This window comes from Formosa sp. Hel1_31_208 (assembly GCF_900104785.1).
Classification (GTDB): domain Bacteria; phylum Bacteroidota; class Bacteroidia; order Flavobacteriales; family Flavobacteriaceae; genus Psychroserpens.
The window spans coordinates 987,789-1,006,510 of the sequence record NZ_LT629733.1 but is presented as its reverse complement, the minus strand read 5'-3'; the positions used below and the strand labels follow the sequence as shown (position 1 = coordinate 1,006,510).

Genomic DNA, 18,722 nt, shown 5'->3' with positions numbered 1-18,722 from the left:
CATGCGTGAGTTGCTTAAAAAATACAATACTGGAGACATTCCATATATCTCTGTAGAAGAATTAGCGATGCCAAAAACTAAGGCTATTATTCTGGATGCAAGAGAATTGGCAGAATTTGAAATCAGTCATCTTAAAAATGCTATTCACATTGGCTATGATGAATTTCAAATGGCTTCGATAGAGAATGTCATTCAAAACAAAAACAATGAAATTATTGTGTACTGTTCATTGGGAATTCGATCAGAAGTGATAGCTAAAAGACTCAGAGAAGAAGGGTATACAAATGTCAAAAACCTGTTTGGAGGCATCTTTGAGTGGAAAAACAAGAATTTCAAGGTATATAATTCTCAAGATAAACTTACAGATAGCATACATGCATATTCTAAATCTTGGAGTAAATGGTTAGAAAAAGGCATAAAAGTATACCCTAACGAATTAGTGACAGATGACTAAAAATGCCTTAATTGTTTTTACTAGAAACCCTGAGTTAGGGCAGTGCAAAACGCGATTGGCGAAAACCATAGGCAATCAAGCGGCTCTTGATATTTATAAGTATTTGCTTGCTCATACGGCCAACGTTGCAGAAGCCATTGATGCTGACCGTTTTGTATTTTATTCTGAAGCCATTGCGAATAAGGACCTATGGCCGAATGCATACTTCATTAAAAAAGTCCAGATCGGAAAAGATCTAGGCGAACGAATGCATAATGCATTTGCGAATTTATTTGAATTGGGGTATTCTAAAGTTGTCATTATTGGCAGTGATTTATTAGACTTAACTCCTGTTATTATTAAAAAGGCATTTCAATCCTTAGATACAAACAATGTGGTTTTGGGACCTGCTGAAGATGGTGGTTATTATCTGCTTGGCATGAAAGAACTGCATTTCAATATTTTTCAGAATAAATCTTGGGGAACCGAAACAGTGCGAGCAGAAACATTGGAAGACCTAAAAAATATTAAAGTGTCTTTATTACGAGAATTGAATGATATTGACACTTTTGATGACATGAAACATTACGAACAACTAAAACGCTTTTATAAGACGCATGATTAAATTGATAAACGAAACCGTAGATTATTTAAAATCGAAAGGCTTTAACGATCCTGAAATTGGTATAATCCTAGGGACAGGATTAGGTCAGCTAACAGAAGAGATTGAAGTCATTTCCGAAGTGAGTTATAATCATATTCCAAACTTCCCAACGGCAACTGTCGAATTTCATAAAGGAAAATTAATCTTTGGAACTTTAGCTGGCAAAAAAGTGATTGTGATGCAAGGACGTTTTCATGTGTATGAAGGATATTCATTGCAAGATGTGACTTACCCTGTTCGCATCATGGAAAAACTTGGAATTAAAACATTATTAGTCTCTAATGCCTCTGGCGCTATCAACCTCAATTTCAAAAAAGGGGAATTAATGCTTATTACCGATCACATCAATTTACAAGGAAGTTCTCCTTTAGCCTTTAAAGGTGTTGAAGCTTTGGGTGAGCGATTTACCGATATGAGTGCTCCGTATAACGAAGACATCAATGCTCAGTTTAGAGCTATTGCTGCCGAGCATCAGATTACCTTACATGAAGGTATTTATGCTAGTGTTGTTGGTCCACAATTAGAAACAAGAGCCGAGTATCGAATGCTAAAAATTATTGGAGCTGATGCCGTAGGAATGAGCACTGTTCCTGAGATTATAGTTGCCAATCACTTAAAAATAAAAGTAGCGGCAGTGTCTGTTTTAACAGATGAATGCGATCCAGATAATTTAAAGCCTGTAAATATTTCAGAAATTATTGCAATGGCTGGCAAAGCAGAGCCACATATGATTACCTTATTTAAAACACTGATAAAAACCATTTAATCGTGTAATAGTTGTTACACTATCAAACTGATAAAGGACTTACCTTTATCCACCAAAACATTAAATTATAATCTTAAGCTATGAGTTACTTAAACGCCACTAACGATTTATATAAAGAAGCAGCATTAACTCCAGATGTTGGGTTGTGTTGTACTACAAATCCCATATGGGAATTACCTGGATTAAAAATCCCTAGAATCATGCAAGAAATGAATTATGGTTGCGGAAGTACCGTTCATGCTCGCGATTTAACCAATAATCCAAAGATGCTTTATGTTGGTGTTGGAGGAGGTATGGAATTATTACAGTTTTCATATTTTAATCGCCAAAAAGGTGGCGTTATTGGTATTGATGTTGTAGATGAAATGTTGGAAGCTTCACGTAAAAATTTCAAAGAAGCCGAAGCTCAAAATGATTGGTTTAAGTCTGAATTTGTAGACCTAAAAAAGGGTGACGCCATGAATCTTCCCGTTCAAGACAATACTATTGATGTTGCTGCTCAAAACTGCTTATTCAACATTTTTAAAGCAGACGATTTAAAGAAAGCCATAGCAGAAATGTACCGTGTATTAAAACCTCATGGTCGATTGGTGATGAGTGATCCAACATGTGAGCAAGCCATGAATGATGAATTGCGAAATGATGATCGTTTGAGAGCCTTATGTTTAAGTGGTAGTTTGCCAATAGCAGAATATGTCAAAGCATTAACTGATGCTGGTTTTGGAACCATAGAAATTAGAGCGAGAAAGCCATATCGAATTTTAGACCCTAAACATTATCCAACAAATGAGTTGATCTATATTGAATCTATAGAGGTCGCCGCAATTAAAGACCCTATGCCTGCTGATGGCCCATGCGTTTTTACAGGAAAAGCAGCCATTTATTTTGGAGAAAACGATTATTTTGACGATCAAGCGGGTCATATTTTACTTAAAAATCAACCCTTAGCCATCTGCGATAAAACTGCAGGGGCATTAGCAGATTTAAAAAGAGACGACATCTTCCTTAGTGCCTCTACATATCATTATGATGGTGGTGGTTGCTGTTAGATGACAATGATCTTAAGAATGAAACTACGGCTTCAATTGCACTTGAAAAGTATTACTTAGTTTCAGTAGGATGAAGAAGTGTATTTGGAATCGCGTAAAAGAACGACCAAATCATGTTAGGTTCGACATAACTTACAGACTAAATTAAAACACTTAGAATAAGATCTTTATAATAGATGATGTTTATATCAAAACAAGAGCAATGCAATACTTAAAATTTTTAACCGTCTTATTCGTGAGTATTAATGCTTTTGGTTGTTGTGAAACTAAGAGAGTTGCTAGTTTAGCTAGAAATGAAGCTATTATTAAACTTGACACCATAATCAAAACAGACATTGAAGTCGTAACTGAAGTAATAGAAAACAAAATAGTAACCGAAATACCCGTTGCTAAAACTAAAACAGAAATCGCAAATGAGGTTCTAACTGATTTTGAAACAGTTGATCACTCCTTATGGAATGACTTATTACAAAAACATGTTTCAAATCAAGGGAATGTCAACTACAAAGGTTTTATAGCCGATCATGCTAAGTTTAACTCTTATTTAGAATTGCTTACTAAAAAGCCCCCTCAAGAGTCTTGGAGCAAAGATGAAACACTTGCCTATTGGATGAATGTTTATAATGCCTTTACCGTAAAGCTCATACTCGATAATTATCCAACAAAAAGCATCAAAGATATTAATAACCCATGGAATCATCGTTTTATAAAAATTGGTGAAACCTGGTACACTCTTAACGATGTCGAACACAAAATCATACGTAAAATGGGAGAGCCAAGAATTCATTTTGCACTCGTTTGTGCGGCTGTGTCCTGCCCTAGGCTATACAACAAAGCTTTTACAGCAAACCACTTAGAATCCGATTTAGATCTCTTAACGCGAGGGTTTTTAAATGACATTACAAAGAACGAATTATCTAAAGATCATATTAAAATCTCCAAAATATTCAAATGGTACGGCGGCGATTTTAAAACGTATGGCAACAATCTTATTGATTTTCTAAATCAATATTCAAAGGTTAGGATTTCTCCTAATGCGAAGAAGAGTTATAAAGATTATAACTGGAATTTAAATGAATAAGATTTCTGTCATTATTCCTATTCTTAATGAAGCTAAAACTATTAAAGCGCTTCTATTTCATTTAATAGACAACGCCTCACTACAGACCATTTCAGAAATTATTGTAGTCGATGGTGGTAGTACCGATAATTCGATAGCTATCATTCAAAATTTAGACTTAGACATTGTATTATTAAAGAGTCCTAAAGGACGTGCTAAACAAATGAACATTGGAGCCAATGCTGCAAAAGGGAATATACTCTATTTTTTACATGCCGATTCCTTTCCTCCCAATCGCTATGACCAACACATCATTAATGAAATAGAAAAAGGACATCAAGCAGGTTGTTTTAGATTGAAATTTGACCATAATCATTGGTGGTTGCGTTTGGCGAGCTGGCTCACACAATTTTCATGGCGTGCCTGCAGAGGTGGTGACCAAAGTCAGTTTATCACAAGGGAACTTTTTGATGAGATTGGAGGCTATGATGAATCCTATATCATTTACGAGGATAATATTTTAATTAATGAGCTTTATGCTAGAAATGAGTTTGTGGTAATCAATAAAAAAATAAAAACCTCAGCTCGATTGTATCGCAAACATGGTGTTTGGAAGCTCCAATACCATTTTTGGACCATTTATGTTAAAAAATGGCTGGGCGCCTCAGCCGATGAATTATTTGCCTATTACAAGAAATACATTTGCTAATTAAGCCTTATTTCTTCCGAGCTCATCGGGATACAAATCTTTTAAAGTGTCACTCTGGAAAATTTCTTTTGTCTCAATATCAATAGCTGAAAGCTTACCAGCAAATGCAGCTCCGGTATCAATATTCCAAACATTCATGGCATTCATGGGTTTGTCTTTATAAAAATTTGTGGTTGGTGTATGACCAATATATATTTCAGAGTAATGCTTTAACCGGTTTGGAAATATTTCAGAATCTTTTTCAATCTTGCGATCCATAGTTAGTGCCATTTCCCAAAGTGTACGATCAAAATAAAAACTTCTGACGTCATATTCACGCTCTACACCATGTATTGAGGTAAAACCTGCATGAATAAACAAGCGATTTTGGTTGTCAATATGATACAACTGCATATCCCCAAAAAAGTATAGATGTTGCTTTTTCTCATCTTCGGAAAACGTCTTATAACTATCAACAGTTTCTTTGCCTCCATGTGCGAGCCAAACAGGCTCCCCTTGTCCCGTACGAAGCCAATCTTCACACCAAACGTCATGGTTTCCTTTAACAAAAATACAGTCATTGGTTTTTGATAGCTCAATTAAATATTGAATCACTTGTGCAGACTCACTCCAACCATCCACATAGTCACCAACAAATACCAGTGTATCCTTTGAAGTTACCTTTGCGCACTCTAAAAGTTGGCTCAGTCCTTTAAGTCCGCCATGAATATCACCGATAGCTAATGTTCGCATGATTGTTTTATTTACAAATCTATTGTAATAATTAGCTCAAAAAAGTGTTTTCGAACTATTTTTTATGGGAAATTTCAAACTTTATTCCGATTTATAGAAAGATTTAATGATAATTTCAGCTGGTTTATTTTGTGGTGTAAACTGATTGTCTTTTTCTCCACCAACTTTCTCATGTGAATGAAACCATTTCCAAACAAAACCTCCAGCAAACCACTCTTCATCCCAGAATTCTTCAAACAAAGCTTGGGTAGCATTAGCTTGAGCTTCAAAATTTAAAGATTTAATTGTATGATCACTTTCCCATGGTTCTTTGCCCGTATAATCCATACTGCGATAACCATATTCAGTGAATAATACTGGTCGGTTATGGCTCACAGACAATGACTTTATGACTTCTTTATGTTTTCGCCATCCAGCCTTACATTCTTCCACTGAAGGTGTTTGATTATTGCTTACGGGAAAATAAGCATCTACACCTATATAATCTAAATCACTCCAAAAAGGCGTTCGTTTAAATTCATCCCAATTGGCTGCATAGGTTAATTGACCTTTATAAATAGTTCTAATTTTTTCGATAAGACCTTTCCAGTATTCTGGACGCTCTTTTACGAAATTCTCTAATTCGGTACCTATACACAAAATTTCAGATTTGGTTTCTTGAGCTAAATCGGCATATTCTAAAATGAAACTCGAATATGATGCTTCTAAGGCTTTCCAATTGTCTTCATCAGACATCTTGATGTTCCCTGTAAATTCGCCGCGCCAAACCCATATTTGAGGCTTAATCATAATTTTGATGTTTTTCTTACGCAGTTCATTGATATATTGTTTGGCGCCTGCCCTAGTTTCACCAAACCATTGACGATCTGTATTATGAACAATATCAGGATGTTCGAGGTTTTTAATAAAACCAAACGGCATGATTGCCGTATAATTAGCACCTACAGAAACAACTGGTTTTGTATGAGATTCATCGATAGCATCACGAGCGGCTACAAAACTCAATCCGTTAATTTTTGCTGGTTGTGCAGCGCAAGAATTAAGAAATATCAATAAAAGAAAAGCTTTTAATATACGCATAGGTTGATCAATTATTTGCTCTAAAATACTATGAAGACTAAAACAAAGCTCTTAAGCCTATGTTAAATATTTAATTAAACTCAAGTTTATTAAGCTGGCCATTGCCATAAAAGTATATTAAAACGCTTGCTTGTGCAAATTCTTAAATAAACCTTACAATTGACCTTTAATTTAAACCTGATATAAATAAGATTCACCAATTAAGTTCTTATCTTTATTTTCGACAGACTCCTAACAACAACCAAAACACATGGAACACATCGTCATTATTGGTAATGGAATTTCTGGTGTCACATTAGCAAGACATATTAGAAAACTTTCCGACAAAAAAATCACTATCGTATCGGCTGAAACGGACTACTTTTTTTCACGTACTGCACTTATGTATGTTTACATGGGGCACATGAAATTCGAGCACACTCAACCATACGAAAACTGGTTTTGGGAAAAGAATCGAATAGAACTTCGTAAAGCTTATGTGGAACAGATAGACACCACTAATAAAGTTTTAAATCTTAAGGACGGTGACAACCTTAACTATGACAAATTAGTAATTGCAACCGGGAGCAAACCCAATAAATTTGGTTGGCCTGGACAAGATTTGGACGGCGTAATGGGCATGTATCATAAACAGGATTTAGAGAATCTTGAAGTCCATGCACCAAACAACAAAATTTGTAAACGTGCTGTGATTGTAGGTGGCGGATTAATAGGTATCGAATTAGCCGAAATGTTAAATTCTAGAAATATACCCGTAGCCTTTTTAGTTAGAGAGTCTAGTTTTTGGAATGGTGTTTTGCCTGAAGGCGAAAGTCAAATGATAAATAGGCATATTAAAAATCATCACATTGATCTAAGGCTATCTAATAATCTTAAAGAAATTAAAAGCGATGCTAACGGAAAGGTTAAATCTGTAATCATTGAAGAAACGGGTGAAGAAATCCAATGTAACCTTGTTGGTCTCACTGCTGGAGTTTCTCCAAACATTGATTTTTTAAAATCTTCTGCAATTGAAACAGGTAGAGGTATTAAAGTTAATCGTTACCTAGAAACGAACGTACCAGATGTTTATGCCATTGGTGACTGTGCCGAGCAGCATGAGGCTATTGGAAATCGCCGACCAATTGAAGCTGTGTGGTATACTGGTCGAATGATGGGTGAAACTTTAGCACAAACGATCTGTGGAAATCGCATAGCATATAAACCAGGACATTGGTTTAATTCTGCTAAATTTCTAGATATTGAGTATCAAACCTATGGTTGGGTTTTTGCCCAACCAAGAGAAAATGAAGCACACTTTCATTGGAAACATAGCGACGACACAAAATGCATTACAATAGCTTATCATACAGAAACTAGTGCGTTTATAGGAATCAACACTTTTGGAATACGCATGCGCCATGAAACATTTGACAAATGGCTTACTGAAAAACGCGATATCGATTATGTCATGAATCATCTTGCAGAGGCAAATTTCGATCCGGAGTTTTACAAACGTTTTGAAAAAGACATATTAGCCGCATATACCAAACAACTTCAAACCGTGTCATCATGAGTAATAAATTAAATCCTAGTATGTCTTTGGCCAAACCTGATGCACAAGACTTATCTGCAAAACAAAAACTAGCCGTCGGATTAGGTGTTATTGGACTATTTATTTTAGTACTCGCACTTTTCAATATTAAACTACCTAATGCTTCTATATTTCTTATCATTTCTCTTGCATTAATCGCGGTAGGAACAGTCATATTCGCTAATGATGTTTATCTGACCAAATTAAAAGGCATTAAAAATGATGGCGTATGGTTCAAATCGATTTCATCAAGAGGCACCTTAGGGTGGATTACCGGCATTGTACTTACAGCATTTTATATTGTATTATACTTTTATGAAGAATTGCTAGGAACTGCAACAGATGGTGCGGAAAACACAGGTTTAATAGCCCTTTTTGATCCGTTAAGTCAACTTTTAAGCGGTAGGCCTGCAAGCCAATGGTTTGTATACGGCGCCCTATATACTATCGCAATCTTGGCTTTTGGCTATAAGTTTATTTTGAAATATCGCCATAATCGCTATGAGCAAATCAGAACCATTTCAGTAATGTTCTTTCAATTGGCCTTTGCCTTTTTAATTCCAGAATTTATGTACGTCATGAATTCAGATTTACCTTATTATGATCTCAAAAGTGTATGGCCTCTCAACTACTATAACTTTGAGCAATATCGTATTAACTCATTTATCAATGGCGGCACTATTGGAATGGCCATGCTCATTTTTGGTCTCCTATCTGTTTTTGTGATTACACCAATTTTAACTTTCAAATTTGGCAAACGCTGGTACTGTTCTTGGGTTTGTGGCTGCGGTGGATTGGCTGAAACAGCAGGTGATTCTTTTAGACAGTTAAGTGACAAAAGCCAATCTGCATGGAAGATTGAGCGTTGGGTGATTCACAGTGTTCTAGTATTTGTTGTTTTGATGACCACAGCAGTGATCTATACCTATTTGGGTTATGATCCAAATAAATACTGGCTCACACGTGATGCGTTTTTGTTTTCAGTTGCTGGTTTTTTAACGCTTGTTTTTGCTCTTACCATGATCTTTAAAAGCCATGAATTAGGTAAAGACGCCATATATGGTGCTATTGGATACTTTGTAATCATCATGGTATTAATTGGAATTCATCTCTTCAGCTCAGAAACAAAACTCTTTATATTCAAGGCTGAAACTTTAAGAGTAACTTATGGCTTTCTTATAGGAGCTATTTTCTCTGGAGTTATTGGAACAGGCTTTTACCCAATCTTCGGAAATCGGGTATGGTGCAGATTTGGATGCCCTATGGCAGCGATCCTTGGGTTCCAACAACGGATGTTCTCACGTTTTAGAATTACGACCAATGGCGGACAATGTATATCATGCGGGAATTGTTCTACCTACTGTGAAATGGGAATTGATGTTCGAGCTTATGCTCAAAAAGGAGAAAATATCGTCCGTTCTAGTTGTGTAGGTTGTGGTATATGCTCAGCCGTTTGCCCGAGAGGTGTATTAAAATTAGAGAATGACACTATGAAAGGACGAATCAATCCAAATGAAGTGCTTCTAGGAAATGATGTTGATCTTATGAAATTAGTAAATGAGAACTAAGAAGTTGTATTTTTGCAACTTGAAATGAACTAAATGACCCATATTAAAGTCATCATACCTGCTTATAACGAAGCAGATTCCATCGCACATGTTATTGGAGATATCCCTGATATTGTCAATGAAATCATTGTGGTTAGTAATAACTCGACTGATGATACTGAAATAAACGCAAAGAATGCAGGAGCCACTGTACTTAAAGAAGCTAACAAAGGTTATGGCTATGCGTGTTTAAAGGGCATGGATTATATTTCAAAACTCAAAGACCTGCCTGATATTGTTGTATTTCTAGATGGTGATTACAGTGACTATCCCGAAGAATTAGTTAAAATTGTTGCACCAATACGAGATGAAAATCTCGATTTTGTCATTGGGTCAAGAGTCAAACGATTAAGAGAAAAAGGATCGATGACCCTTCCTCAAATCTTCGGAAATTGGCTAGCAACCTCCCTCATGGCGATTTTGTTTAAAGCCAAATTTAGTGACTTGGGACCTTTTCGAGCGATAAAATACAATAAGTTACTACAGCTTAATATGCAAGACAAAACCTATGGTTGGACGATAGAAATGCAACTTAAAGCCTTGCGTCAAAAACTAAGCTATACCGAAGTTCCTGTAAATTACCGAAATAGAATAGGTGTCTCAAAAGTTTCAGGTACGGTAAAAGGTGCTATATTTGCAGGCGTAAAAATCCTAGGTTGGATATTTAAATATAGTTTTAAAACATGATTCTTGAAACGGTTATAATTGTCATTTATACCATAGCTATCTTGCTTATTTTCATGTACGCATTAGCTCAGCTAAATCTGCTTTATAATTATCTGTCATCAAAAAAAACAGATAAAACTTGTGAGACTTTTGATTTGTCGAATCCTGACGAAGTTCCTTTGGTAACCATACAGCTGCCAGTTTATAACGAAATGTACGTTATGGAACGACTTCTTGACAATATCGCACTTCTCGATTATCCTTCAGATAAATTAGAAATTCAAGTCCTAGATGATTCTACAGATGAAACTATTGAAACCACTCGCAGGCATATTAAAGCATTAAAAAGTAAAGGCCTTGACATCAAACATATTACAAGAACGGATAGAACTGGCTTTAAAGCAGGAGCACTTAAAGAAGGACTAAAAGTTGCAAAAGGTGAATTCATTGCTATTTTTGATGCCGATTTTCTTCCGAAGAAAAACTGGTTAAAAAGCACCATTCCATATTTTAAAGATGAACAAATTGGTGTAGTTCAAACACGTTGGGGACACATCAACAGAAATTATTCGATACTTACTAAAATACAAGCTTTTGCATTAGATGCGCATTTTACATTAGAACAGGTTGGACGCAATAGCAAAGGCCACTTTATCAACTTTAACGGTACTGCTGGTGTTTGGCGTAAGACATGCATTATAGATGCAGGAAATTGGGAAGGCGACACCTTGACTGAGGATTTAGATTTAAGCTACAGAGCACAGCTTAAAAAGTGGAAATTCAAGTATTTAGAAAACGTAGAAACCCCTGCAGAATTACCTGTAGTAATAAGTGCTGCGCGTTCACAGCAATTCCGTTGGAATAAAGGTGGTGCAGAGAATTTCAGAAAAATGTTATGGCGCGTTATCAAATCAAAGAATATTTCAGCTAAAACTAAAATCCACGGTTTACTGCATTTGCTCAATAGTACGATGTTCTTAAGTATTTTTATAGTTGCGGTATTGAGCATTCCGATGTTATATATTAAAAACGAGTATGCACATTTACGATTTTACTTCTACTTTATGAGTTTCTTCGTAATGAGTACTATCATTTTCTTTGTTTGTTATTGGTTTATGTACAAACAGATCTATGGTGGTGGATTTAAAAAATTCTTTGGTTATATCGCCATGTTCTTCACCTTCTTTTCAATAGCTATGGGTTTTTCACTTCACAACTCTATCGCAGTTATTGAAGGTCATATTGGTAAGCGCAGTGAATTTGTAAGAACGCCAAAATTTAATATTAGTACCATAAAGGATTCTTGGAAAGGCAACAAATACTTACGAAAAAAACTATCGCTCAATGTGATTGTTGAAGGCCTATTAATGCTGTATTTTGCCTTTGGGTTATACAGTGCCTTTGTTGTTGGTGATCAAGGTGGTGATTTTGGATTGTTTCCTTTTCACTTGATGCTGTTTTTAGGCTTCGGCTATGTATTTTTCAAATCGATCTCATCTAAAATGTAATGCAGTTCTGGAAACTTTATAAGGTTCCGTTGTTGCTTACTTTTGTTAGCCTATTTCTTTATTGGTATTTCGCATATAATCTGGTAAGAACCGAGTATACGAAACTCGTTGTGCTTTATTCTTTTTTGTTTTTAATCGTTTTGTTGCTTTTAAAGTATGCCAACAAGAATATTAAATTCTTAACCCTTATCGCCTTTTTATCACGAGCTATTTTCATCTTAGCGATTCCCAACCTATCTCAAGATTTTTATCGCTTTATTTGGGATGGCCGCATGATTCTAGAATGTTTTAATCCTTATCTCTACACTCCAGAATCATTCATGCTGTCGGGTGAATTTCCAGTTGCTCAAGCTAAAGAATTATATGCCGGAATGGGACAACTTAATGGCAGTCATTTTACCAATTACCCACCAATAAATCAATTGTGCTTTGTTATAGCTGGACTTTTTTCTGGGTATAGTATTTCAGGTTCCGTAATCGTGTTACGATTACTAATTATCACTGCTGATTTCGGAACGTTTTTCTTTGGAAAACGATTACTTGAACGACTAAATATTCCTGTAAAGAACATCTTTTGGTTTTTATTAAACCCGTTAATTATTATTGAACTCACCGGCAACCTTCATTTTGAAGGTGTTATGATTTTCTTTTTAGTCTGGAGTATATATCTTCTACACCTTGGAAAATGGAAATGGGCCGCTCTAATTTTTGCTTTATCAATTTCAGTAAAACTCATTCCATTACTGTTTTTACCTTTATTATTTAAGTACTTTAAAAAGGGGGCTTCGGAAACATACGATCTAAAAAAACTAGTCTTATTTTATGGTATTGTTGGTATTGCAACACTCCTACTATTTGCGCCATTCTTTTCTTTCGCATTTGTAAACAACTATGCAAAAACCATCGGACTTTGGTTTCAAAATTTTGAATTCAATGCGAGCATTTATTATATAGCACGTGAAATTGGTTATTTATTTAGAGGGTATAATGAAATTGCCAGTATTGGAAAAATCTTGGCTATTTTAGTGTTTTTATTTGTGATGGGATTAGCGCTTTTCCGAAATCGTATAGATACCAAGAAATTGATCACGACTATGCTTTTGGCGTTTACATTTTATCTGTTTTTGAGTACAACAGTGCATCCTTGGTATTTGGCAACGCTACTCATTTTAAATGTATTTACTAATTATAAATTTCCCTTAGTATGGAGTTTTGTAATTATACTAAGTTACTTATCATACCTCCACCTCAATAAAGCTGATAAATCTGAAAACCTCTGGATTATTGCGATTGAATATAGCGTTGTCTATGCTGCTCTATTTTGGGAAATATTCATACAGAAACGCATAAAACACTAATAAAAAAGCCAACTCAAAAGAATTGGCTTAATTTTTATTTAAATAAGTTTAGTCGTCATCATCTACTTCTAGTTCGGGATCTTGAACTGCTTCTGGATCATCATCTTCAAATTCTTCGTAATCATCTTCGTCATAATTTTCCATTGTTATAGAGAGTTTGGTACTTACTTTAACAAGATACTTGGTGTCTTCCGTAGTTACTTCAACAGCTTCAACAATTTCATTATTGGCATTTTTGAAAGTGATAATGTGAGCATCATCATATCCATCGGGATACTTCTCTACTAGCAAAGCTAATATTTCAGGCGTTAGTTTTTTAAAATCAACGATAACTCGTTTTAAGTTTGCGTCTTTATGTTTCATTTTTTTAATAATTGAAGCTAATTAAGTTTAAAGATAGTATTTATTTTTCTACACGTATAACGTCATACATATCTTTTCTTCTGTCTTTTAAATTTTTAACTGCACCAAAAGAATGTAATTCTCTTAACAAACTCAAATCAACATCTGCAACCAAAATCATTTCTGTATTTGTTGTAGCCTCAGCTTTTATACCATTACTTGGAAATGAAAAATCACAAGGCGTAAATACAGCAGACTGAGCATACTGGATATCCATATTGTTTACATTTGGTAAATTACCTACACTTCCTGCAATTGCAACATAGCATTCATTTTCAATAGCTCGTGCTTGCGCGCACAAGCGCACTCTTGAATATCCATTTTGGGTGTCGGTTAAAAAGGGGACAAATAAGATATCCATTCCTTCATCTGATAACAATCTTGATAATTCTGGAAACTCAGAATCATAACAAATCAATATTCCAATTTTCCCAGCATCGGTTTCAAAAGTCTTCAATTTATGTCCACGCTGCATTCCCCATACTTTAGCCTCATCTGGTGTTACATGTATTTTTTCGTAACGCTCTGAACTCCCATCTCTGCGACATAAATACCCCACATTAAATAATTTATCATCGATAAGCTCTGGCATACTACCAGTAATAATATTGATGTTATATGAAATTGATAATTGCTGCATTTTTTCAACAATAATCTTGGTATATTTTGCTAATTCTCTAATGGCATCTGGTTCATGCATATGGTTATACTTCGCCATTAATGGTGCATTAAAAAACTCTGGAAATAAGGCAAAGTCAGATCTATAAGCTGCTACACTATCTACAAAATACTCTACCTGCTGCATCAATTCGTCCAAACTATTATATGTACGCATTTGCCATTGTATTAGACCTAGCCTAACGACTGTTTTCACACTACTCGCTTTGCGGCTTTTCTTAGTATAATAGATATTATCCCATTCCATCAATACTGCATATTCATTTGAATCAGTATCGCCTTCTAAGTAACCTTTTAAAACCCGAACCGGATGAAAATCATTTGAAATTTGAAAATTTAAAACGGGGTCATGAATTTCCTTGCGTTTCACCTTTTCAATATATTCTTTAGGAGTAAACTGCTTGTGTTTATGATAATTTGGCATTCTTCCTCCAAATACAATTCCTTTTAGGTTTAGGTTTTCACAAACTTCTTTTCGGTAATCATATAGTCGTCTACCTAAGCGTAAGCCTCTGTATTGCGGTTTTATGAATACATCAATTCCATAAAGCACATCTCCATCAGGATGGTGGTTTTTAAAAGATTCCCCTCCAATAATATCCTCATAAGTATGTTCATCATCAATAGTATCATAATCTACGATGAGAGATAATGCACATCCCGCTATATCACCATCTATTTTTATGATTACTTGCCCTTCAGGAAACATAGAAGTTAAATCTTCTATGTGGTGCTTTTTCCAATAGGAATTAAGCCCACCTCCATAGGACTCTAAAGTTGCCGATTTTAATTCTTCAAAATCATCAACCGTTAAATACTTTAACTCTATATTTTCAATTTTATGATCTTCCATTACATGTCCAAGAGATAAGCAAAAATTAATGGTGCTACGATTGTTGCATCACTTTCTATGATAAATTTCGGTGTGTTTATATCTAATTTTCCCCAAGTAATTTTTTCATTGGGCACAGCACCAGAATAAGAACCATAACTTGTTGTTGAATCACTTATCTGACAAAAATAGCTCCAAAACGGTGTGTCTGTTCGTTCCATGTCTTGGTATAACATGGGTACAACACAAATTGGAAAATCACCAGCTATTCCTCCGCCAATTTGAAAAAATCCAATACCTTTTTGACAATTATCTGTGTACCAATCGGCTAAAAACGTCATATATTCAATTCCAGATTTCATAGTACTTGCTTTTAACTGGCCCTTAAGCACATAGCTTGCAAAAATATTTCCCATCGTACTATCTTCCCACCCAGGGCAAACGATTGGTAAGTTTTTCTCTGCTGCGGCATACATCCAAGAATCTTTTAAATCTATCTCATAGTGTTCTTCTAAAACACCAGACAGTAATAATTTGTACATGTATTCATGTGGCAAATAACGTTCGCCTTTAGCTTCAGCATCCATCCATATTTTTACAATATGTTCTTGTATTCTTCTGAAAGCTTCTTCTTCAGGTATACAAGTATCAGTAACACGGTTTAGTCCTTTTTCTAATAAATCCCATTCATCTTGAGCAGTCAAATCACGATAATTAGGTACTCGTTTATAGTGGGAATGTGCCACCAAATTCATGATATCTTCTTCAAGGTTTGCACCAGTACAGGATACTATATGTACTTTATCTTGACGAATCATTTCTGCAAATATTTTGCCTAATTCTGCTGTACTCATGGCTCCTGCCAATGAGACTAGCATTTTTGAACCAGAGTTCAATTGGTCTTCATATCCTTTTGCTGCATCCACCAAAGCTGCTGCATTAAAGTGTAGGTAGTACTTTTCTATAAATTGTGAAATTTGTCCTTTATGAGTTGTCATCGTCGTCATTGAATTTAGAAAACTTATTAAATTTCCCTTTTGAATCATTAAAATTATTATCGAAATCGTCGTCTGCTTCTTCGTTTAAAAATTTATAACTAAGCATTTTGTAATACAATTTTGCTGCTAAAAAATCTGATGACTTTTCGTTTAAGTTTGGACACAATTCTACAATATCAAATCCAATAACATTTTTTTCTTCAAAAACCTGACGTAAAAAATCTAATGTTTCATACCACAATAAACCACCTGGTTCTGGCGTACCTGTTGAAGGCATGATTGAGGGGTCAAAAACATCTAAATCTATCGTGATATAAACATTTTCTGTCATTTGATCTATGGCTGAATCTACCCAACTATCATCTGCTGCCATGTCATGAGCAAAATAAGTTTTTTCTTGGTCCATCACCGTGGTTTCAATAACATCCATGCTTCTAATTCCCACTTGAATAAGGTTTGTCGATTGACTTGCTTCATACAATGCACAAGCATGATTACATTTACTGCCTTGATAGGTTTTTCGTAGATCGGCATGTGCATCTAACTGTAAGACTGTTATATTATCGAAACATTCATTAAAGGCTCTAATTGTTCCAATAGAAATGGAATGTTCACCTCCAAAAGTTGTTACAAACTTGTTCTTTTTGATATATGTTTTAACGACTTGATGAACAGCATCTACCATGAGTTCTGGCGATGTATTTTCTGTTACAGGTTCAACTAAAAACACGCCTTGTTTATACGCTTCTGTTTTAGTTTCAATATCATAAAGCTCCATATTCTCAGAAGCATCTAAAAATGCTTGAGGCCCCTTATCTGCCCCTTTTTGCCATGTGCTTGTGCCATCATAAGGCACTGGAATTAGTACAATTTTTGAACTGTCTAATTTAGAATATTGGTCTTCTATTCCTGCGTAAGTTTTTGTATTCATTAATTTAATTATAGTGTATTTAAAGCTAATTCTAATGCTTCATTTTGATCATTAGTATTATTTTGAATTGTTTGGTTGTATCCTAATATTTTGAGTAAGTCTTCACTTTTTTGTTGTTCACTAAATACTTTTGTAGTGATATTTCCTTCAGCATCTCTATCAATTAAAATATGTTTTGGTGAAGGAATTAAACAATGTTGCAAACCTCCAAATCCACCAATGGTCTCTTGGTACGCTCCTGTGTTAAAGAAACCTATATATAAAGGTTTTTCTTTATTATACTTCGGAAGATAAATGGCATTCATATGCTGTTCACTATTGTAATAATCATCACTATCACAAGTTAATCCACCTAGTAGGACGCGCTCATAACTATCATTCCAACGGTTAATGGGCAACATGATAAAACGTTTGTTAATTGCCCATGTATCTGGCAATGTCGTAATGAAAGAGGAGTTAATCATATTCCATTTTTCTCTATCGTTTTGTTGCTTTTGATATAATACTTCATAGATTGCTCCTCCGCTCTCTCCAACTGTAAAGCTTCCAAATTCAGTAAAAATATTTGGAACTTCTACCTCTTCTTCTTTACAAACTAAGTTAATTTGATTCACGATCTCATCAACCATATAAGCGTAATCAAAATCAAAAGCCAATGAGTTTTTAATTGGAAATCCTCCTCCAATATTTAAACTATCCAATGATGGGCAAACCTTTTTCAAGCTTGTATAAACTTTTAAACACTTTGTTAATTCGTTCCAGTAATAGGCGTTGTCACGAATTCCCGTATTGATAAAAAAGTGAAGCATCTTTAGTTCTACCTTTTCATTATTTTGAATCTGATTTTTATAAAATGGGACAATATTCTTATAACCAATTCCTAATCTAGACGTATAAAATTCAAATTTTGGTTCTTCCTCTGAAGCGATACGAATTCCAACATTAAATTTTCCATTTATTTCCGCTGAAAGCAGCTCAATCTCTTCATAGTTGTCAATAATTGGAATCGCATTTTTATGTCCGTTATTAATCAATCTCGCAATATTTGTAATATATTGAGCACGTTTAAAGCCGTTGCTAATTACAAAGGTATTATCTGTAATTTTCCCTTCACTTTTTAGGCGTTCAACAATATCAATATCAAATGCTGATGATGTTTCTATATGAATATCATTCTTCAAAGCCTCATCGAGTACATGTTTAAAATGTGAACTTTTTGTGCAATAGCAATAGCTATAAGTTCCATTATAGTTGTATTTATCAATAGCATCTGAAAACCATTTTTTTGCACGATTAATATTATTTGTGATTTGTGGTAAATATGTGAATTTTAAAGGCGCTCCATATTGCTCAACCAATTGCATAAGGTTAACATCGTGAAACTCTAAGGCTTTATTTTCAAGTTTAAATTCTGGTTGTGGAAAATCAAATGTCTGATTGACCAAATCAATATATTTTGTATTCATTATAAGTTCAAAAAAGTTAAAAACGAAAGGTGATGGCTAACTTGACGTTATACCAATGACAATTAATTATCTAAATACCGATGTATAAGAATATCGCTATTAAAATAATTGACAAATAAAGTGTTCAGACCTTCAGCTGAGGCTGGGTCGTTGGAATAAAGCCATACATATGTTGGCTCATTGCGATGTAGTTTGCGGAAGTTAGCTCTA

Annotated in this window: 18 protein-coding genes; 11 read left to right on the top strand and 7 right to left on the bottom strand. The window is 34.8% G+C overall.

Going from position 1 to position 18,722, the window contains the following annotated elements; genetic code table 11:
• The first annotated feature begins 1 nt into the window (after position 1).
• From BLT57_RS04390 to BLT57_RS04365, 6 genes are all read left to right on the top strand, one after another.
• The gene (locus BLT57_RS04390) at positions 2–454 is read left to right on the top strand and encodes a rhodanese-like domain-containing protein (protein WP_369825399.1); all 453 of its coding nucleotides are present in this window, start codon (positions 2–4) and stop codon (positions 452–454) included.
• A complete protein-coding gene (locus tag BLT57_RS04385; RefSeq protein ID WP_091422820.1) occupies positions 447–1,058 on the top strand; it encodes a TIGR04282 family arsenosugar biosynthesis glycosyltransferase in 612 nt (203 codons plus the stop codon). The genes BLT57_RS04390 and BLT57_RS04385 overlap by 8 nt, the downstream gene beginning before the upstream one ends.
• Positions 1,051–1,863, top strand: coding sequence for a purine-nucleoside phosphorylase (locus BLT57_RS04380; RefSeq protein ID WP_091422817.1), 813 nt, complete (start codon positions 1,051–1,053; stop codon positions 1,861–1,863). Before BLT57_RS04385 ends, BLT57_RS04380 begins: the two co-directional genes overlap by 8 nt.
• 80 nt (positions 1,864–1,943) lie before the next feature.
• Positions 1,944–2,912 carry an arsenosugar biosynthesis arsenite methyltransferase ArsM gene (gene arsM, locus BLT57_RS04375; protein ID WP_091422813.1) on the top strand — a complete coding sequence of 323 codons (969 nt, stop codon included), beginning with the start codon at positions 1,944–1,946 and terminating at the stop codon, positions 2,910–2,912.
• A 202-nt stretch (positions 2,913–3,114) separates the two neighbouring features.
• Entirely contained in the window at positions 3,115–3,993 is an 879-nt protein-coding gene (locus BLT57_RS04370) for a DUF547 domain-containing protein (RefSeq protein WP_091422810.1), read from the top strand.
• Entirely contained in the window at positions 3,986–4,681 is a 696-nt protein-coding gene (locus tag BLT57_RS04365; RefSeq protein WP_091422807.1) for a TIGR04283 family arsenosugar biosynthesis glycosyltransferase, read from the top strand. Before BLT57_RS04370 ends, BLT57_RS04365 begins: the two co-directional genes overlap by 8 nt.
• Here the strand turns inward: BLT57_RS04365 and BLT57_RS04360 are convergent, their stop codons facing one another.
• Together BLT57_RS04360 and BLT57_RS04355 are read right to left on the bottom strand one after the other, a co-directional pair.
• Complete coding sequence (locus BLT57_RS04360) at positions 4,682–5,413, bottom strand: metallophosphoesterase (protein ID WP_172827428.1); 732 nt, start codon at positions 5,411–5,413, stop codon at positions 4,682–4,684. It abuts the gene before it with no gap.
• Between the two features lie 81 nt (positions 5,414–5,494).
• Positions 5,495–6,493, bottom strand: a complete 999-nt coding sequence (locus BLT57_RS04355; RefSeq protein ID WP_172827427.1) for a glycoside hydrolase — start codon at positions 6,491–6,493, stop codon at positions 5,495–5,497.
• 250 nt (positions 6,494–6,743) lie between these two features.
• Here BLT57_RS04355 and BLT57_RS04350 point away from each other — a divergent pair, with 250 nt between their 5' ends.
• From BLT57_RS04350 to BLT57_RS04330, 5 genes are read left to right on the top strand one after another with little or no spacing between them, the layout of a single operon-like run.
• Positions 6,744–8,048: an NAD(P)/FAD-dependent oxidoreductase gene (locus BLT57_RS04350; protein ID WP_091422800.1), complete on the top strand. Its 1,305-nt coding sequence runs from the start codon at positions 6,744–6,746 to the stop codon at positions 8,046–8,048.
• Positions 8,045–9,634, top strand: a complete 1,590-nt coding sequence (locus BLT57_RS04345; RefSeq protein ID WP_091422796.1) for a 4Fe-4S dicluster domain-containing protein — start codon at positions 8,045–8,047, stop codon at positions 9,632–9,634. The genes BLT57_RS04350 and BLT57_RS04345 overlap by 4 nt, the downstream gene beginning before the upstream one ends.
• Before the next feature lie 33 nt (positions 9,635–9,667).
• Positions 9,668–10,360 carry a glycosyltransferase family 2 protein gene (locus BLT57_RS04340; protein WP_091422794.1) on the top strand — a complete coding sequence of 231 codons (693 nt, stop codon included), beginning with the start codon at positions 9,668–9,670 and terminating at the stop codon, positions 10,358–10,360.
• Positions 10,357–11,847 (top strand): cellulose synthase family protein, encoded by a 1,491-nt coding sequence (locus BLT57_RS04335; RefSeq protein WP_091422791.1) that lies wholly within the window; start codon positions 10,357–10,359, stop codon positions 11,845–11,847. The genes BLT57_RS04340 and BLT57_RS04335 overlap by 4 nt, the downstream gene beginning before the upstream one ends.
• Positions 11,847–13,205, top strand: coding sequence for a mannosyltransferase (locus tag BLT57_RS04330; RefSeq protein WP_091422788.1), 1,359 nt, complete (start codon positions 11,847–11,849; stop codon positions 13,203–13,205). The genes BLT57_RS04335 and BLT57_RS04330 overlap by 1 nt, the downstream gene beginning before the upstream one ends.
• A gap of 48 nt (positions 13,206–13,253) precedes the next feature.
• Here BLT57_RS04330 and BLT57_RS04325 read toward each other — a convergent pair whose 3' ends face one another.
• From BLT57_RS04325 to BLT57_RS04305, 5 genes are read right to left on the bottom strand one after another with little or no spacing between them, the layout of a single operon-like run.
• The gene (locus BLT57_RS04325; protein ID WP_091422785.1) at positions 13,254–13,568 is read right to left on the bottom strand and encodes a hypothetical protein; all 315 of its coding nucleotides are present in this window, start codon (positions 13,566–13,568) and stop codon (positions 13,254–13,256) included.
• Positions 13,569–13,608: 40 nt separating this feature from the next.
• Positions 13,609–15,138 (bottom strand): bifunctional GNAT family N-acetyltransferase/carbon-nitrogen hydrolase family protein, encoded by a 1,530-nt coding sequence (locus BLT57_RS04320; RefSeq protein ID WP_091422783.1) that lies wholly within the window; start codon positions 15,136–15,138, stop codon positions 13,609–13,611.
• On the bottom strand, positions 15,138–16,115 hold the full coding sequence (locus tag BLT57_RS04315) for a deoxyhypusine synthase family protein (RefSeq protein ID WP_091422780.1): 978 nt from the start codon (positions 16,113–16,115) through the stop codon (positions 15,138–15,140). The genes BLT57_RS04320 and BLT57_RS04315 overlap by 1 nt, the downstream gene beginning before the upstream one ends.
• The gene (gene speB / locus BLT57_RS04310; RefSeq protein WP_091422774.1) at positions 16,102–17,046 is read right to left on the bottom strand and encodes an agmatinase; all 945 of its coding nucleotides are present in this window, start codon (positions 17,044–17,046) and stop codon (positions 16,102–16,104) included. The genes BLT57_RS04315 and speB overlap by 14 nt, the downstream gene beginning before the upstream one ends.
• 8 nt (positions 17,047–17,054) lie before the next feature.
• Positions 17,055–18,512 carry an arginine decarboxylase gene (locus tag BLT57_RS04305; protein ID WP_091422771.1) on the bottom strand — a complete coding sequence of 486 codons (1,458 nt, stop codon included), beginning with the start codon at positions 18,510–18,512 and terminating at the stop codon, positions 17,055–17,057.
• Positions 18,513–18,722 lie beyond the last annotated feature (210 nt).

Excerpts from the sequence above, each read along its gene's own strand:
- BLT57_RS04390 (WP_369825399.1), top strand. The coding sequence starts at position 2 with ATGCGTGAGTTGCTTAAAAAATACAATACTGGAGACATTCCATATATC.
- BLT57_RS04385 (WP_091422820.1), top strand. The coding sequence starts at position 447 with ATGACTAAAAATGCCTTAATTGTTTTTACTAGAAACCCTGAGTTAGGG.
- BLT57_RS04380 (WP_091422817.1), top strand. The coding sequence starts at position 1,051 with ATGATTAAATTGATAAACGAAACCGTAGATTATTTAAAATCGAAAGGC.
- arsM (WP_091422813.1), top strand. The coding sequence starts at position 1,944 with ATGAGTTACTTAAACGCCACTAACGATTTATATAAAGAAGCAGCATTA.
- BLT57_RS04370 (WP_091422810.1), top strand. The coding sequence starts at position 3,115 with ATGCAATACTTAAAATTTTTAACCGTCTTATTCGTGAGTATTAATGCT.
- BLT57_RS04365 (WP_091422807.1), top strand. The coding sequence starts at position 3,986 with ATGAATAAGATTTCTGTCATTATTCCTATTCTTAATGAAGCTAAAACT.
- BLT57_RS04360 (WP_172827428.1), bottom strand. The coding sequence starts at position 5,413 with ATGCGAACATTAGCTATCGGTGATATTCATGGCGGACTTAAAGGACTG.
- BLT57_RS04355 (WP_172827427.1), bottom strand. The coding sequence starts at position 6,493 with ATGCGTATATTAAAAGCTTTTCTTTTATTGATATTTCTTAATTCTTGC.
- BLT57_RS04350 (WP_091422800.1), top strand. The coding sequence starts at position 6,744 with ATGGAACACATCGTCATTATTGGTAATGGAATTTCTGGTGTCACATTA.
- BLT57_RS04345 (WP_091422796.1), top strand. The coding sequence starts at position 8,045 with ATGAGTAATAAATTAAATCCTAGTATGTCTTTGGCCAAACCTGATGCA.
- BLT57_RS04340 (WP_091422794.1), top strand. The coding sequence starts at position 9,668 with ATGACCCATATTAAAGTCATCATACCTGCTTATAACGAAGCAGATTCC.
- BLT57_RS04335 (WP_091422791.1), top strand. The coding sequence starts at position 10,357 with ATGATTCTTGAAACGGTTATAATTGTCATTTATACCATAGCTATCTTG.
- BLT57_RS04330 (WP_091422788.1), top strand. The coding sequence starts at position 11,847 with ATGCAGTTCTGGAAACTTTATAAGGTTCCGTTGTTGCTTACTTTTGTT.
- BLT57_RS04325 (WP_091422785.1), bottom strand. The coding sequence starts at position 13,568 with ATGAAACATAAAGACGCAAACTTAAAACGAGTTATCGTTGATTTTAAA.
- BLT57_RS04320 (WP_091422783.1), bottom strand. The coding sequence starts at position 15,138 with ATGGAAGATCATAAAATTGAAAATATAGAGTTAAAGTATTTAACGGTT.
- BLT57_RS04315 (WP_091422780.1), bottom strand. The coding sequence starts at position 16,115 with ATGACAACTCATAAAGGACAAATTTCACAATTTATAGAAAAGTACTAC.
- speB (WP_091422774.1), bottom strand. The coding sequence starts at position 17,046 with ATGAATACAAAAACTTACGCAGGAATAGAAGACCAATATTCTAAATTA.
- BLT57_RS04305 (WP_091422771.1), bottom strand. The coding sequence starts at position 18,512 with ATGAATACAAAATATATTGATTTGGTCAATCAGACATTTGATTTTCCA.